Origin of the sequence: Nocardia yamanashiensis NBRC 100130 (genome assembly GCF_001613325.1) — a bacterium.
Lineage (GTDB): Bacteria > Actinomycetota > Actinomycetes > Mycobacteriales > Mycobacteriaceae > Nocardia > Nocardia yamanashiensis.
On sequence record NZ_BDCD01000016.1, the window covers coordinates 183,260 to 198,657 of the forward strand.

The following is a 15,398-nucleotide window of genomic DNA, read 5'->3' on the forward strand; positions in this document are numbered from 1 at the left end:
GTCCGGACGGTCGCCGCTACCCCGCGTCGGCTCCGGACGGCCGCCGCTACTCCGCGTCGGCTCCGGCGAGCTGTTCGATCGCGTCGGTGAGCGAGGCAATCGGCACCACCGCCGCGGGCAGAATCAGACTGTCCCAGCCCGGACCGCCCACGAACACCCGGGCACCGGCATCCAGGCACGCGCGGATCGCCGAGGTCAGCGCGGTCGATTCCTGCTGTGACCACAGCATGACGGTCGCCGGAGCCGGGATACGGGCCAGAGTGTCGGCGAGGGCGTCGCCGGGCACATTCGGCCCGAGCATGCGCGCTCCCACCCCGCGCTCGGCCAGCGCCGCCCGCAACACCTCCAGCGGCAGCGAATGGGTTTCCCCGCTGGTGCAGGCCAGCACCAGGGCGCCGCTGCTCGCCACCGGCGGCACCCCGCGATGCAGCACCGCGGTGATGCACCACGACAACAGATGCTCGACATCGACGCACCCCTCGCCGTCGAGCTGCCGCGCCACCACCTCGGCGAAAGCCGGGCGGCACAGCCGATCCCACGTCTCCACCACCCCGTAGGTGTGCAGATGCTTCTCCAGCAGCTCGCACACCACCGCGGTATCGAGCGTGAACGCCGCCGCCAGCAACGCATCCCGATCCCCGAACGACAAGGCCGGCCCCCGAGCCGCCACCGCCGCCCCCGCCGGCGTCGATCCCGCCCGAATCAGCTCGGTCATCCGCTCCAGCACCATCACATCGGCCTCGCTGTAGAGCCGATGCCGCCCCGGCCGATCCTGCCGGGGCCCGATCCCGTACCGCCGATTCCAGCTGCGCAGCGTCGCCGTCGGAATGCCGAGCCGCTCGGCCACGGTGCGGACCGAGTAGCCGGCCTGATCCGGAGCGGGCGTCGAACGGGAGGACATGACCTGATTGTGCCTGTTTCGCTTTCGAAGTCCGGCGTCACCCGCACGGGGCGCGTCGCGGGCGTCAATGCGTGAGGACGATCTTGACGAGGACGACCGAGGTGGCGGCGGCGGTCAGCAGCAGGGCCGCGATGAGGGTGGAGCGGCCGGGACGGGTGCCCTCGAGGCGTTCGATGACGAGGACGATGCCGCCGATGCGGACCAGCATGACGGCTTCGGCGGCGATCTGGGCGGTGCGCGGGGTGAGCCAGCCGAATGCGGCGGAGGCGAGGATGGCGCAGGGGAGGAGGGCGGAGGTGAGGATGGGGACGGCGTCGCGGAGGGTGGTGAGGCGGTCCCGGCGATCGGGGGTTCGGTTGTCGCGCACGGAGTGTCCGACGGCTTCGGCGAAGGTGTGGGCGATGAAGGTCGAGACCGCGGCGCCCAGGACGATGAGGATGCCGACGTGTTCCGCGGTGGTGGTCACCGGAATCAGGGCGGCGAGGATGAGGATGTTGCCGTAGACGTAGGCGCTGATGCGACTGGCCGCGTTCGCTCGATCCAGTGGGGTGCGACGGGGGAAGAGCGGGCCGTGCAGGATGCGGGTGGGTGAGGTCAACGATCCGCCGATGAGTTGTCTGAATAGTTGCCAATTCCTGTGAATGCTCTCCTTTTCGGTAAGTCGAGCCATCATCCATTTCGGATGAAGTGAGTCTTCGGTCGCTTCGATTACTGATGAACCGCCTTGTGGATGGGCGATTTGCGCGGTTTCCGACTGTGTCGGCAATGAGAGTGCTTCACTGATAGCTGGTGTTGCCCAATGATCGCCAGGGAGGGCGTCGAGGCTGCGGGGGACGCGGAGGTGCACGATGCGCGGTCGTGTCCTGAGTGTCATCGGTGTGATCGGCGCACTGGTGGCGGTACTGACAATCGCCGGTACCGGCCAGGTCCGGGCGCGCGGCGGCGTCGTCCTCGGCGGCGGCTCCGGCATCGCGATCGGCGAGGACGATCCGGCCGGCCTGTGGCTGTGCACCCTGACCGCCGTCGGCTACGACCGCGCGGGCCGCCCGGTCGGCATCACCGCCGGGCACTGCGGCGACCCCGGCGACCGCATCCGCGCCGAGACCGCCTTGGGCGCGGGCGAGGTCGGCCGCATCGCCGACACCGACTACTACTGGGACTGGGCGGTCATCGAATTCGACCCGGCCAAGGTGAATCTCGTCCGCGCCGTCGGCCCCGCCGTCATCGCCGGTGTCGGCGCCCGCCCGGGCGTCCTGCAAACGGTCTGCAAGAACGGCCGCACCACCGGTTTCTCCTGCGGCCCGGTCTGGGAGAACCTGAGCGGCGGCTTCTCCAGCCACGTCTGCGCCGACTACGGCGACTCCGGCTCCCCGGTCCTGGTGGGCGACCGCCTGGTCGGCATGATCGTCTCCGGCGACCCGTACATCCTCGGCAGCGTCACCGCCGGCCTGCCCTCCTGCACCAACCCCGTCAACCCGGTCCACGAACCCGATATGGCCACCGATATCAACGTGGTGCTCGGAGAAATCAACGCGCGCAACGGCATCGGCGCGGGCTTCCGGCCCGCCTAGATCCCGCGCCGCGGATAGGGCTCGATATCGCGCAGCCGCTCGCGGTGGATGCGCTGGAGTTCGCCCGCGCGATTGAGAAAGGTCGCGATGAGTTCGAGCTCGGCGGGGTCGTACCAGTTGAGCATCATCTTGTAGCCCTCGTCGACCAGGGCCGAGATGAGTTCGTGAACGCGGCGGGCGGCCAGGTCGGTGGCGACGACGATGACGCGGCGGCGGTCGGTGGGATGCAGGGCGCGGGTGATGTAGCCCTGTTTCTCCAGCCGGTTGAGCAGGATGGTGGCGCCCGCGGGCGTGAGGTTCAGCCGTTCGGCGAGCGTGCCGGGCGTGGTGGACTGGTCGTCGCCGAGCAGCACGATTTCCAGTGCGCGCCTGTCGGTTTCGTTCACTCCCAGTAACCGGATGATTTCGCGGGCGAGATCTTCGAGGGTGCCGTGGTAGAACTCCAAGGCTCGTTTGAGTTCGACGGCGATCCGATCGGGTTCGGTTGACATCGGACGCATGGGCTCCCAACCTCGAACGCTTGAAACATGAAACCTCGCAATGGATCTCGCCTGCGATGCGTGGGCGATAGGATAGTCTGCACCCACGATCCCGGACTGGGCCGGCGGCAACGGCCCAGTCCGGGATCGTTTTGTGCGCCGGTGCTAGACGACGTTGGTGGTGGTCAGGGTCGGGGACGGATTCGGGTAGCAGGCGGTCGCCACATTGCCCACGAACGCCACCTTGGTCGTCATGGTCATGCCCGGGCTGGCGTAGCTGGTGCCCGCGTACTTGGTGGTGATGGGCGTGCCCGCCGCACCGGCCGTGACATTGATGGTGACCGCGGGCGGCGTGAAGCTGCTGCCGCCGGCGATCGGACCCGGCACGGTGAGCGTGATGTTCCCGCCCGCCGTGCTCACGGTCCCGGCCACGGTGCCGCCGGAAACGCTGGCGGACACCACCGTCGAATTGGTCGGCGCGGGCCAGGTCATCTTCAGATTGCTGATGTTCTGTACCGTGAACCCGGAAGCCGAACTGGGCACCGAGGACGCGCCCGGCGTGAGGGTGATGGCCACCGCGGAGCCGGCGGCCGCCGAACTGGGCGCGGTCCCGTCCACCGAGGTGCTCATGCTCGAGGTCTGGCCGATGCCGAAGATGGTGCCCTGGCAACTCCAGTTCATGCTGACGCCCGCGGCATTCGCGGGAGCGGCCAGCGCGAATACGGTGGCAAGGGCCATCGGGGCGACGACACCGACACGTACCAGCCCGGAAGCGATCGATCGCATAACTATCTCCAATATGTGAAGCAACGGTGCGACCCGTAATGCCGTGCCGCACCGCGAGGGGTCTAAAATGTAACCTGTTCACATCTGGCCGTGGGCTGAAATCGAAAAGAAAGACGCAGGTCATCATGCCTGCTACCGGGCAGTTCGGTATGTATTTATCCGCAATTAAATATTCAGCCTGGAAAGTTAATTACGCAAAGACCTTCCGTTGAATGGATGGAATCGCGCGTACTCGATTCCGTCATTGAAAATGCAAATTCACCGCGATCTCACGGGCGACGCGATGACCCGATTCGGCCGCGCCGTCCATGTAACCGGCCCAGCGGGTGGCGGTCTCGGTGCCCGCCCAGTGCAGCGGGCCGATCGGGGCGCGCAGGGCGGGCCCGAAGCGGGTGAGGGTGCCGGGAGCGGTGAAGGCGCCGTAGCAGCCGCGGCTGTATTCCTCTTCGGCCCAATCGCGTTCGATGAAGGCGACGGGGTTGCGGGCCTGGGGGCCGAAGTAACCGGTGAGGTCTTCGATCACCTGGGCGCGGCGGTCGGCGGAGCTCAGGCGTGCGCCCAGGTCGGCGTGGCGGCCTTCGAAGAAGCCGACCAGGACGCCGGGGGAGTGGTCGGGGAGGGTGTTGTCGAAGACGGTGCCGAGGGCGCGTTTGTCGCTGTTGGCCTGGCCGCTGAAACCGGTTCGGCGCCAGAAGGGTTCGTCGTAGACGACATTGAATTTGATGACCCGGCCCATGGGCATGCGCTGGACGAGCTGGTCGCGGTCGCCGGGCAGGCCGGGCGTGTAGTGGATGCGTGCCGCCAGGGGCGGTGGGACGGCGATGACGGCACGGCGGGCGCGAACGGTGGTGGATCCGGCGGTGACGCGCACACCCGCTGGGTCCCAGTCGATTTCGGTGACGGGCGCGTTCGGGACGACGCGATCCCCCAGGTCTTCGGCCAGGCGTAGCGCGATGGTCTGGGAACCGCCGGCGATGCGATCCTGCTGCGCGCCGCCGGTGGTGTTGATGAGCGCGTCGATCCCGCCCGCGGCATTGATGTAGAAGGCGGCCCACAGCAGGGAAAGGTCTTCCGGCTCGGCGGAGAAGACGGCTTCGGTGATCACTCGCAGGAATCCGCGCCCGCCGGTGGTGCGCCCGGCGCGTTGCAGCCAGGTGGCGACGGTCTGTGAATCCCATTCCGTTGCTCGCGCTGCCTGCCACGGCGCGTCCACCGGAACCTGACGGGCCAGGCGATCCAATCGCCATTGCAACTGCGCGATATCGGCCAGCGCCAAGGGGTTCAGTTTCGGAATACGCCCGACGTATTCCGAACGCCCGCCGCCGATTTCGGCGATATGGCGGCCCTCGTCATAAGTGGGAAACGTCTTCAGCCCGAGCTCATCGATCAGATCGAGAATCCGATCCTGTCCCGGCCCGACCCACTGCCCGCCCACCTCGATGGCCGCGCCGCCGGGCAACTCCTCATTCAACAGCCGCCCGCCCACCCGGTCCCGCGCTTCGAGAACGAGCACCTCGGCTCCGTTCCGCACCAGATCACGCGCGGCGACGAGCCCCGCGATCCCCGCACCGACGACCACGACGTCCACCGTTCGTTCCATGGAACCCAACCTTCATACAGCGTGTATCTGACATACAGACTGTATGTGATATTCATTCTGTATGGAATCCTTTCGCGGAAAGTACGCGGAGAACACCAGGCAGGCGCTGCTGGAGACGGCAGCCCGCCTGTTCGCCGAACGCGATTACGCGGACCTGTCCGCCGAAGAACTGGTCCGGGCCGCCGGCCTGACCCGGGGCGCGCTCTACCACCACTTCGAGGGCAAGCGCGGACTGTTCGACGCGGTCGTGGACGACCTGGAGAACCGTGCGGCGCAACGCATCCGCGCCGCCATCGACTCGGTCTCCGCACCTTTCGAACGCGTCGACCGCGGCGTGGCCGAGTTCCTGGACGTCTGCGCCGAACCCGACTACCGCCATATCGTCCTGCTGCAGGGCCCGATCGGCCTGGGCTGGCAGCGCTGGCGTGAACTCGACCAGCGTCACCTCGGCGGCCTGATCGTCGAAGCGGTACGAAACCTGTTGCAGGCGCGCCTGATTCGACCCCACCCCGCCGAACTCGTCGCGGGCGCGTTCTACGGCGCACTCACCGAACTCGCCCTGCTCATCACCGAGAACGACGATCCGGAACAGACCCGCGCCCGAGCCGAAAGTCTCGTGCACGACCTCCTCGGCGGATTGGCCGTCGAGCAAAAGTGAGTCGATCTCTCGTACTGCTCGCCGCGTACTCGCCTGCCGACGGTCCGCGCGCCGATATTCCCAGGTAAACGGGCCGCACCCGGGCGCAGGCGGGGAATGGCCGGAAGCGAGTAGAAGGTGAGTGAACGACCAACTTAGAGTTCGTACTCCACCGATTGGTGCGATGAATCGGAAGGAGTCGACGATGACGACCGACGGAGCACTGCGAGTCGGCCTGACCGTCTCCGGCAGGCCGATGTCCACGCCGCTGCAGGATGTGCGGGGATTGTCCCGGCAGCTGGTGGGGCATTTCGTCGACAAGGTCATCCCGTGCGGGACCCTGCCCGGCGATGTGATCTCCGGGGACGTCACGGCGGTCACCCGGGTCTGCCTGGAACTGGCCGTGGGCATGCTGGACGGGCGGGACCTGCCGGAGAAGACGGGGCGGCTGGCCGAGGCGGCGGCGGGCTGGGCGCGTGAGGGCGTGCCCATCGACACCGTGCTGCATTCGATTCACGAGGGGTTCAAGATCGGCCTGGACCGGGTGGTGTCGGATGCGACCATGCGGGACTACGACAGTCTCATCGGCGGCGCGAAACTCGTGGTGACGCTGCTGGACACGATCAATGCCACCGTCGCGCGCGCCTATGTGCGCGAGTTCAAGGCGGTGGTGGGGGAGCATCACACCGCCGTGCACACGCTTACTTCGGCGCTGCTGGGCGGACATTCGACCTCCACCATGGCGCGCGAGTGCGGAATCGATATCGCCGCCGAATACGCCGTGCTGGCGATGGCTATCCCGGAGCATCCGGACGAACGGCATCCACGGCTGGACGGGAAGGTGGTGGCGCGCCGGAAGCTACGGCGGGTGCAGGCCGAATTGGCCACCCGCTGCGGCGAATCCGCGCTGGCGCTGCTGAGCGTGGACGGCGGCACCATGCTGGTGCCGACCGCCGTGGTGGCCGATGGCGAACTGGACGCGCTGCTGGCGCGGCTGTCGGAGGCGGCTCGGGTGCCGATCACGGCCGCGGTGGTGATCGCGCCGCCGGACGCCGTGCCGGATGCGGCCGATCGCGCCCACGAACTCCTGGATATGGTGCAGCGGCTGGAATGCGTTGCCGGACTGTACCGATTCGCGGATATGGCCCTGGAATACCAGCTCACCCGGCCGGGTCCGGGGCGGGAAACGCTGGGCGCGCTACTGGAACCGCTCGACGGGCATCCGGAGCTGTTGCAGACCCTGCAAACCCATATCGGCAATAACCTGAACCGGCAGCGGACCGCACGGCTCATGCATATCCACACCAATACCGTGGACTACCGGCTGAAGAAGATCGGCCAGCTCACCGGATTCGATCCGACGGTAATTACCGGATTGTGGCAGCTGCGTTCGGCGCTCATCGCCCGCACCTTCAGCGAACGCCGCGATCCGGCCTGAAATACGGGAATACTCACCTTGATTCGGCCGGCTGCGGAAGCGGTGCGAAAGCGACTTCGGCGCTGGCATAGCCGAACAATTTGCGGCCCTGCGACCGGGCGTCGACGGCGACGGTCGCGGTCCGCGCGGCCCGATCGCAGGCGAGAATGCGCCCCCGGAACTCGATTTCGGCCGCCGTGCTGTGCGGCACCGCCAGATAGTGCACCTGGTGGGCGAATTCGGCCCGGTACTTGGTGACCGCGGCCGGATCCTGGGTCCAGGAGGTGACGTAACCGGCGGCCAGCGCCAGGATCAGCATGCCCGGCGCGATCAGGGTGGGCCGATCGCCGGGATGATCCCGGCCGGGCCGGCCCTCGGACAGCGAATCACCCACGACGCGGGCGTAATCGGTGAGGTCCCGGGTGCTCACGGTGGCCCGTGCCAGGGGTAGTTCGGCCCCTTCGACCAGCGGGTTCACCTCCGGCCGCGGATACGGTCGCCGAAGGCGGCGCACCACTCCGGCCGGCAGCCCGGGCCCGGCGGGACCGACCGGTGCGTTCACCGGCGGCGCCCCGGTACTGGCCAGCAGCGCCGTGGACACCGTCTGCACCGGCGTCCCGTGCCGATCACTGAGCACCCCGGTCACGGTGATGACATCGAAAGTCCGGAACTGCCGGAACGATTCGAAGGAGATATCGCAGGTCAGCTCGTCACCGGCGAGCAGCGGCCGCCCGATATCGAGGGTCTGGTCCACATGCACCACCCGATCCACCCGGTACCCGGTGATCAGCCGGTCCAGAATCTCGCGCCGCGCCCGCTGCCACACCAGCGCCGCGAAGGTCGGCGGCGCGATCACCGCGTCGTACCCCAGCCGGGCCGCGGCCGCCTCCTCCCAATGCGCCGGATGGAATGCCTGCACCGCGCGGGCGAATTCACGAATGCCCGCGCGCTCCACCCGGAACGGCCGCGCGCATCGATAGCGGTGACCGATCAGCGCCTGCGCCTGATCCGCGCCCAGGATTCCATTGACCATGGTGATTCCTCTCGAAAGCTACGGCGCCGCTGGGACGACGGGGGCGGTCCAGCAGCGGCGCCTGAAATCGATAATTCAACAGCCGGCGGCGAGTGCGGCGAAATGGGCGCGATCTCTGGATATTTCACCGTGATCCGGGGCCGGGATTTGTGAATCGTGTTCCTGGACTTCGAGTTGTCACGTTTCACCGAGCGCGCCGCGGCCGTTGGTGAGGTCCTCCAGAGATCGATATCGGCGCCGATTCCGCCGTCGCGCCCGGCCTAGCGTGAGCGCGGATTCGCACCAGCGAAAGGAATCACGCAATGAGAAGAAGTACCCGCCGCGCGGCGGTACGGGCCGCCGTCCTGGCCGGGGCGTCCCTGCTGGCGTTCGGCTGCGTCGGCGTCGGCGCGGACGCGGCGCCCGGATCCGCTCCTACCGAACAGCAATTGGCCGAATACATCGCCGCCGGCACCGGTTCGGCCTGCACCTCCGGCAGCGGCGCCGGATCCGGCAATGGTTCGGGCGACTGCTACGGCGGTTCCGGTTCCAGCTCCGGTTCCTCGGGCGGCCGCGCCACCGACACCAAGGGTTACGGACCGGTCATGACCTCGTGGGTGGCGGCCTTCGGCTACGGCCTGGCGAACCCGGATGCCACACCGCCCGGCGCGAACGACTGGAACTGCAAGCCGACCGCCGAACATCCGCGCCCGGTGGTGCTGGTGCACGGCACCTGGATGAACGCCTACAACGGTTTCGCCTATATGGGCCAGCCCATCAAGGACGCCGGGTTCTGCACCTTCACCCTCAACTACGGGCGCTCGGACCTGATCCAGGGCGGCGGCCTGGGATCGATCCTGCCCGGCACCATGGGCACCGGGTACATCCAGGATTCGGCGAAACAGTTGTCCGCCTTCGTGGATCGCGTGCTCGCCGCCACCGGCTCCACCCAGGTCGATATCGTGGCGCACTCGCAGGGCGGGCCCATGTCGGGCTGGTACACCAAGTTCGAGGGCGGGGCGGCCAAGGTGCACAACATGATCACCTTCGGGGCCACCAATCACGGCACCTCGCTCGACGGGATCGGCGCGCTCGGGCGGGCCATCAACAATCTCGGCATCGACGTGCTCGGGCTGGTCGAGATCTTCGTGGGGCACGCGGGCATTCAGCAGACCATCGGCTCGGATTTCGTCAACGAGCTCAATGCCAAGGGCGACACCGTCCCCGGCATCGACTACACGATTGTCGGCACCCGCTACGACGAGGTCACCAATCCGGTCGACCTGACCTTCCTGAAAGCGGGCCCGGGCGCGCACGTGACCAACATCCTGCTGCAGGACGGGTGCGAACAGGACGTCTCCGACCACCTCACCATGATGTATTCGCCGCGGGCGCTGTCCATCGCGCTGCGGGCCCTCGATCCGGTGAAATACTCGCAGCTGCAATGCAATTTCAATCCCTGGCTGGTGGGCGGCGGCGGTTCGCTCTAGTTCGCCGCGCGGGCCTCGGCCTCGATCCAGGCGCTGATCATCTGGGCGGTCGTCTCGATGGCTTCCTGCCGTTCCTGGCTGCCGACCTCGAGCGCCGAGGCCCGCAGCACGCTCGCGAACCCGGTATTGACCAGCACGAAGGTCATCACGTCGTAGCGGTGATCGTTGCCGGGGCCCAGCATCTGGATGAGCAGCACCTTCACCAGCAGCCGCAGCCGCGGTTCGAACTCGGGCAGGCCGCTGCTGTAGAACTGCACGCCCGCCACCAGCGCCCGCACCAGTTTCGCGTTGGCGACGAGTTCGGTGGTGAACACCTCCAGCAGTTCGATGATGATCTGCCGGGTCGGGGGCATCGACGCGGTCCCGGAGTACCGGGACAGGCCCGAAACCCAATGCGTGAAGTCACGTTCCATGTTCGCGAGCATGCGGCCCAGCAGTTCGTCGACGATGACGCCGCGATCGGAGAAGTACCGGTACAGGGTGCCGATGCTGACCTCGGCTTCGGCGGCGATCCGATTGGTGGAGGTGCCGGCAATGCCGCGCTCCCCGAACAGGCGGGCGGCGGTGTCGAGGATGTGTTCCCGGGTCGCTTTCGACCGATCCTGAATGGGGCGGCGACGCGGGCGGACGGATTTCGACGGCACCACAGCCTCCTTGCCGTGAGAAATGAGCGATGCTCATTTTAGCCGTGACGGGCGTCACGTGTGCGGTATCTTGTTGCGCGACAAGATCGCAGGAGGTGCCCATGGCGGGGCGAGTTCCCGAGGGCCGCGTGGTGCGCGGCGCGCGATTGGGCCGCTTGGCCGCCGGGCAGGCGGTGCGCGGGGCCGGGGCCCGCCTGGCCATGATCGGGCGCACCGAGGAGGCGCGGCGCCGGCTCGCCCAGCGGTCGGCCATGCAGGCGGCGCAACAGCTGGTGGCGGTGCTGGGGAGCATGAAGGGCGCGGCCATGAAGCTCGGGCAGATGCTGTCCGTGCTGGATCTGGATCTGGTGCCCGAGGAGCATCGCGCCATGTTCCGCGAGAAGCTCGCTGAGCTCCGCGATCGGGCGCCGGCGGTGGAGTTCGCGGATATGCGGCGGGTGATCGAAGCCGATCTGGGGCCGCTGGCACGGGTTTTCGCCGATTTCGACGAGATGCCGGTGGCGGCGGCCTCCATCGGCCAGGTGTATCGGGCGCGATTGCGGGACGGCCGGATGGTCGCGGTCAAGGTGAAGTATCCGGGCGTGGACGCGGCCGTGCACGCCGATATGCGGAATCTGGAGATGCTGAGCGGACTGCTGCGCGCGTTCCTGCCCAGTGCCGGTGACCATTCCGTGCTGGCGGAGATCTCCCGCAATATCGGCGGCGAGCTCGACTATCTCGGGGAGGCCGCCACCCAGCACCGGATAGCGGCGCGCTATCGCGGCCACCCGTTCCTCACCGTGCCCGGCAGCGTGCTCGAACACTGCGCACCGCACGTACTGGTCACCGACTACGTCGACGGCCGCCCCTTCGACGACATCCGCTCCCTGCCCGCCGCCGACCGCGACCGTATCGGCGAGATCATCTACCGCTTCTACATCACCCCGCTGTTCACCCATTACGAATTCTGCGGCGACCCGCACCCCGGCAATATCCTGCTCGCCGCCGACGGCCGAGTGGCTTTCGTCGACTTCGGCCTCTACAACCACATGGCCCCCGCCGACGTCGAATTCGAACGCACCGGACTGCGCACCGCCTGCGAACTCCGCGCCGACGACCTGCACCGGCACTGGGCTGCCCGCGGCATCCTCGACCCCGTCGCCGACGTCACCCCCCAGGACTGCCTCGACTACGTCTGGGCCGCAACGGGCTGGCATTTCCTCGACGAACCCCTCACCATCACACCCGAACTGGCCACCGCCGCCGTCATCATGGCCGTAGACCCCCGCACCACCGAATTCCGCGGCCTCCGCAGCCAACTCCTCCCACCCGAACACGTCTTCTCCCGCCGCGCCGACCTCCTCACCTTCGCCACCCTCGGCCAACTCCACACCACCGCCAACTGGCATCACCTGGCCCGCGAATGGCTCTACCACGAACCACCGGTGACCGAAATCGGCTGTGCGACAGCGGAATGGGAGGCCGGCACTCAGGCGCGCGGCAAAGTGGCGCCCAAGGCGGCGACGACCAGCTGAGATCGGGTGGCTTGGACGGTGACTTCGTAGACCGGTTTTCCGGCTAGCTGGGTATTGACGAAGTCGAGGAGCTCCGGATCGGCGTCGGCTGCGCGCACATCCAGTGCACCTTCGAGTTCACGGGGATTGTCGTCCAGTCCGGCCGCGCGCGGGAGTAGTCGCAGGCCGTCGGTGGTGTAGAGCTCGATGGCGTAGGCGCGGCCGGATGGTGCGGTGAGGGTGGCGGGGTGTTTGGTTTGGGCCCAGTCGAAGTCGTCGAATCGGAGGTTCCAGCCGGCCGGTAGCGCGCCTTGGAAGGTCATGCCGGTCGGGGCCACCAGCGTCTGCGTGGATCGGTCGTTCGCCGAGTTCGCGATGGGGGCGCCGGTGAGCGGTTGGTCGTCGGCGGTGAATTCCCAGTTCGTGGCGCGAAGATCCTTGTGCCAGTATCCCGTTCGGCCGTCCCGGCGGCCTTCGACCCGCAGTTCCCGATTCTCCGCGGTATCGCCGGAGACATGAATCGAGATGCGCGAGGTGATTTCGCCGGGGATCTTGGGCTGCCGCTGCCAGTCCTCGGCGGGCAGCGAGATGGCGGCGTAGGCCGGATTCACCCGTTCGGTCAGCTGATCCGGAGCCGACGGCAACGGCCCCTGGTCCTGCCAGGTGTAGCGGCCCGGAATGTGGTTGGACCCCGCCATATCCAAGTCGTATTTGCGCGTGAACATGTCCCCGTAGCGATTCATCACGAACGTCACCGAACCCGATACCGACAATGCCTCGGACACGAACCGCCCACCCATCGGCCCGCCGATCTCATAGCTCAAATCGGCCGGCAGCCACGGATCCTGATAGGTGATCCGAGACCCGTCCTGCGACAACGCCACCAATTCGACCAGCCCGGCCGTAGTCGGATGCGTATACCCCTTCGCATCCTCGAAACTCTTCGACATCCGATGACTGATCGCCCACCGGCTCGAAGCGATCGGCCCATCCCCGATCCCCGGCACCTGCTCACCCGGCCACAACCAGATCGGCCCACCATAGGAATAGGTCCAATTCCACAGCAGCGGCCCCGACAGCAAATTGTCCATCGAATACACCCAGCCATTGCGATCCGCCGCGACCAGCATGTTCCCGTCCACCGACACCGCGGCGATCTGCCCGTTCAAGCATTCGGGCGTAGGCACCTGCCGCCACACCCCACCGGATGACCGTGGCCGCGCGTACAACACCCCATCGCGCAGCACCACCTCGGCGAAATCGTTGAACCCCTGCGTGTTGTCGCGCAATTCGATACTCGCCGGGAAACTCACCTGCGCGGGCGCGGCCGGCAGCTCATTGAACTCCGAAACGCCCTTGATACTCGGCAGTGGCAGCAGCAGCCCCGGCAGGGGTGGCAGTACCTGCAACGTGCTGATGGCGGGCACACAGCCCAGCGGCCGCGTCCCCGCGCCCGGATCCGCGTTCGCCACCACACCGCCACCCTGGATCGCCATCACCGCGCCGATCACGGCGGCCGACCGCCACACCGAGTACCAAGTCACCGAAAACGTCTCTCCCTCTGGCAAACGCAGCAAATTCGATCGCAACGTGGGCATTTCGAACAGCACCGTAACCCAGGAAGCGTCCCGAAAGACGCACCCCGGGCAGCGATTTACCGGTGGTGCCGCGCGAGAATTCATCTGCGTGTGATTCGCCGGTCAGCCGGGTCTGCCAGAGTTGACGTTCATGGTGAGTGGTGGACGGATGCTCGGGGCGGGTGCGGCGCTGGTGTCTGCGCTGTTGGTCGCCGGGTGCGGGAGCAGTGCTACATCGGGCGCGCCGCGGGCCTCCGAGGTGCATTTGTTCGGGCTGAACGATCTGCACGGGCATTTGCAGCCGCCCGAGGGGTCCAACGGCAAGGTCGGCACCGAGACTGCCGGTGGCGCGGGCTATCTCGCCGCGCATCTGGCGAAGTTGAAGGCGGAGCATCCGGACAGTGCGGTGCTGGCGGCGGGGGACATGGTGGGGGCCAGTCCGCTGGTGTCGGCGTTGTTTCATGACGAGCCGACGATCCGGTTCCTGAATTCGGTGGGGGTGGCGGCGTCTTCGGTGGGGAATCACGAATTCGACCATGGGGTGGCGGAATTGCGGCGGTTGCAGCAGGGTGGGTGTGCTTCGGACGGGTGCACGCCGGGTGAATCGTTCACGGGGGCGGCCTTTCCCTATTTGGCCGCCAATGTCACCGATAGCAACGGGCAGCTGCCGCTGGGGTTGAAGGCGTGGACGATGCTGACCGTGGGCGGGCACAAGATCGCCGCGATCGGGACGGTCACACCGGATACCGGGAATATCGTGCTGCCCGAGGGGATTCGGGGCTACACGTTCGGGGCCGAGGCGGATGCCGTCAACAAGTATGTGCCCGAGGCGAAGTCGGCTGGGGCGGAGGCCGTGGTCGTCATGGTCCATGACGGTGGCGCGCAGCGCACCCAGGGCGGGCCGGTCGACTACAACGGGTGTGCCGATATCACACCGAATGTGACCGCACTGGCCGAGCAGGTCGACGACGCGGTCAAGGTGATCCTGACCGCGCACAGCCATCAGGCCTACAACTGCACGATCGACGGCAAGGTGGTCACCCAGGCGGCCTCGTTCGGGCGGATCATCACCGATGTGACGCTGCGCTTCCACGACGGCAGCGTGGACGCCTCGGCCGTGAACCGCCTCGTCACCCGTGATATCGCGGCGGATACAGCCGCGACGCAACTGGTGGATTTCTATGCGGCACAGGCGAAGCCGCTCGCGGAACGGGTGGTCGGCAACGCTGCCGCGGCGCTGCCCGGCGAGGCCACTCCCGCCGGAGACTCCCCGATGGGTGATGTCATCGCCGATTCCATGCTCGCGGTGAACTCCTTCGGGCCGGTGGTGGCGGCGTTCATGAACCCGGGCGGGGTGCGCGCGGGTGTGGGCGCGGGCGCGATCACCTATCAGCAGCTCTACACCGCCCAGCCGTTCGGCAATACGATCGTCGCGCTCACCCTCACCGGCGACCAGATCCTGAAACTGCTGGAACAGCAATGGGATAACGTCAGCAAGACCGCGGTGCTCGCGCCCGCGGGCATCACCTACGCCTATTCCGCCGCCGCCCCGAAGGGGCAGAAGGTGATCGCCGGCAGCGTCCGGATCGGCGGGGCCGCACTGGATCCCGCCGCCGAATACCGGATCGCGACCAATAACTTCCTGTCCACCGGCGGTGACGGATTCAGCGTCTTCACCCAGGGCAAGAACGTCACCCCCGGCCCGCTCGACCTGGACGCCCTACAGTCCTACCTGGCCGCCCGCGGCACCGTCGACGCACCGGCGGGCCGGGTCGAACGCCGCTGACACAC

General features: G+C 67.4%; 14 protein-coding genes. 6 read left to right on the forward strand and 8 right to left on the reverse strand.

Features of this window, described 5'->3' with window-relative positions; translation table 11 throughout:
• Nucleotides 1-46: 46 nt before the first annotated feature.
• Nucleotides 47-901 (reverse strand): MerR family transcriptional regulator, encoded by an 855-nt coding sequence (locus NY1_RS17550; RefSeq protein ID WP_067714028.1) that lies wholly within the window; start codon nucleotides 899-901, stop codon nucleotides 47-49.
• A 64-nt stretch (nucleotides 902-965) separates the two neighbouring features.
• Entirely contained in the window at nucleotides 966-1,499 is a 534-nt protein-coding gene (locus NY1_RS17555) for a hypothetical protein (protein ID WP_067714031.1), read from the reverse strand.
• 250 nt (nucleotides 1,500-1,749) lie between these two features.
• On the opposite strand from NY1_RS17555, the gene NY1_RS17560 reads away from it, so the two are divergent.
• Nucleotides 1,750-2,472, forward strand: a complete 723-nt coding sequence (locus NY1_RS17560) for a S1 family peptidase (protein ID WP_067714035.1) — start codon at nucleotides 1,750-1,752, stop codon at nucleotides 2,470-2,472.
• Here the strand turns inward: NY1_RS17560 and NY1_RS17565 are convergent.
• The 3 genes from NY1_RS17565 to NY1_RS17575 form a co-directional block, all read right to left on the reverse strand.
• Nucleotides 2,469-2,972 carry a MarR family winged helix-turn-helix transcriptional regulator gene (locus NY1_RS17565; RefSeq protein ID WP_067714038.1) on the reverse strand — a complete coding sequence of 168 codons (504 nt, stop codon included), beginning with the start codon at nucleotides 2,970-2,972 and terminating at the stop codon, nucleotides 2,469-2,471. The genes NY1_RS17560 and NY1_RS17565 overlap by 4 nt on opposite strands.
• 144 nt (nucleotides 2,973-3,116) lie before the next feature.
• On the reverse strand, nucleotides 3,117-3,737 hold the full coding sequence (locus tag NY1_RS44590; protein ID WP_233040826.1) for a hypothetical protein: 621 nt from the start codon (nucleotides 3,735-3,737) through the stop codon (nucleotides 3,117-3,119).
• Between the two features lie 241 nt (nucleotides 3,738-3,978).
• A complete protein-coding gene (locus tag NY1_RS17575; RefSeq protein ID WP_067714041.1) occupies nucleotides 3,979-5,337 on the reverse strand; it encodes a flavin monoamine oxidase family protein in 1,359 nt (452 codons plus the stop codon).
• Nucleotides 5,338-5,398: 61 nt separating this feature from the next.
• Here NY1_RS17575 and NY1_RS17580 point away from each other — a divergent pair, with 61 nt between their 5' ends.
• Both NY1_RS17580 and NY1_RS17585 read left to right on the forward strand, forming a co-directional pair.
• Nucleotides 5,399-5,995, forward strand: a complete 597-nt coding sequence (locus tag NY1_RS17580; protein WP_067714042.1) for a TetR/AcrR family transcriptional regulator — start codon at nucleotides 5,399-5,401, stop codon at nucleotides 5,993-5,995.
• 184 nt (nucleotides 5,996-6,179) lie between these two features.
• Nucleotides 6,180-7,412, forward strand: a complete 1,233-nt coding sequence (locus NY1_RS17585; protein WP_067714508.1) for a PucR family transcriptional regulator — start codon at nucleotides 6,180-6,182, stop codon at nucleotides 7,410-7,412.
• Between the two features lie 13 nt (nucleotides 7,413-7,425).
• Here the strand turns inward: NY1_RS17585 and NY1_RS17590 are convergent, their stop codons facing one another.
• Entirely contained in the window at nucleotides 7,426-8,424 is a 999-nt protein-coding gene (locus tag NY1_RS17590; protein WP_067714043.1) for an FAS1-like dehydratase domain-containing protein, read from the reverse strand.
• A gap of 302 nt (nucleotides 8,425-8,726) precedes the next feature.
• Here NY1_RS17590 and NY1_RS17595 point away from each other — a divergent pair, with 302 nt between their 5' ends.
• On the forward strand, nucleotides 8,727-9,893 hold the full coding sequence (locus NY1_RS17595; protein WP_067714046.1) for an esterase/lipase family protein: 1,167 nt from the start codon (nucleotides 8,727-8,729) through the stop codon (nucleotides 9,891-9,893).
• Here NY1_RS17595 and NY1_RS17600 read toward each other — a convergent pair.
• Entirely contained in the window at nucleotides 9,890-10,537 is a 648-nt protein-coding gene (locus NY1_RS17600; RefSeq protein WP_067714511.1) for a TetR/AcrR family transcriptional regulator, read from the reverse strand. The genes NY1_RS17595 and NY1_RS17600 overlap by 4 nt on opposite strands.
• 101 nt (nucleotides 10,538-10,638) lie before the next feature.
• Between NY1_RS17600 and NY1_RS17605 the strand changes: the two genes are divergently transcribed.
• Nucleotides 10,639-12,051, forward strand: a complete 1,413-nt coding sequence (locus NY1_RS17605; RefSeq protein ID WP_067714050.1) for an ABC1 kinase family protein — start codon at nucleotides 10,639-10,641, stop codon at nucleotides 12,049-12,051.
• On the opposite strand, the gene NY1_RS17610 is transcribed toward NY1_RS17605, so the two are convergent.
• Nucleotides 12,006-13,574, reverse strand: a complete 1,569-nt coding sequence (locus NY1_RS17610; RefSeq protein ID WP_233434367.1) for a hypothetical protein — start codon at nucleotides 13,572-13,574, stop codon at nucleotides 12,006-12,008. The two genes, NY1_RS17605 and NY1_RS17610, sit on opposite strands and share 46 nt — an antisense overlap.
• Before the next feature lie 184 nt (nucleotides 13,575-13,758).
• Here NY1_RS17610 and NY1_RS17615 point away from each other — a divergent pair, with 184 nt between their 5' ends.
• Complete coding sequence (locus NY1_RS17615; protein ID WP_067714516.1) at nucleotides 13,759-15,393, forward strand: bifunctional metallophosphatase/5'-nucleotidase; 1,635 nt, start codon at nucleotides 13,759-13,761, stop codon at nucleotides 15,391-15,393.
• Nucleotides 15,394-15,398 lie beyond the last annotated feature (5 nt).

Coding starts and splice junctions, on each gene's coding strand:
- NY1_RS17550 (WP_067714028.1), bottom strand. CDS start 901: ATGTCCTCCCGTTCGACGCCCGCTCCGGATCAGGCCGGCTACTCGGTC.
- NY1_RS17560 (WP_067714035.1), top strand. CDS start 1,750: ATGCGCGGTCGTGTCCTGAGTGTCATCGGTGTGATCGGCGCACTGGTG.
- NY1_RS17565 (WP_067714038.1), bottom strand. CDS start 2,972: ATGCGTCCGATGTCAACCGAACCCGATCGGATCGCCGTCGAACTCAAA.
- NY1_RS44590 (WP_233040826.1), bottom strand. CDS start 3,737: ATGCGATCGATCGCTTCCGGGCTGGTACGTGTCGGTGTCGTCGCCCCG.
- NY1_RS17575 (WP_067714041.1), bottom strand. CDS start 5,337: ATGGAACGAACGGTGGACGTCGTGGTCGTCGGTGCGGGGATCGCGGGG.
- NY1_RS17580 (WP_067714042.1), top strand. CDS start 5,399: ATGGAATCCTTTCGCGGAAAGTACGCGGAGAACACCAGGCAGGCGCTG.
- NY1_RS17585 (WP_067714508.1), top strand. CDS start 6,180: ATGACGACCGACGGAGCACTGCGAGTCGGCCTGACCGTCTCCGGCAGG.
- NY1_RS17590 (WP_067714043.1), bottom strand. CDS start 8,424: ATGGTCAATGGAATCCTGGGCGCGGATCAGGCGCAGGCGCTGATCGGT.
- NY1_RS17595 (WP_067714046.1), top strand. CDS start 8,727: ATGAGAAGAAGTACCCGCCGCGCGGCGGTACGGGCCGCCGTCCTGGCC.
- NY1_RS17605 (WP_067714050.1), top strand. CDS start 10,639: ATGGCGGGGCGAGTTCCCGAGGGCCGCGTGGTGCGCGGCGCGCGATTG.
- NY1_RS17615 (WP_067714516.1), top strand. CDS start 13,759: ATGGTGAGTGGTGGACGGATGCTCGGGGCGGGTGCGGCGCTGGTGTCT.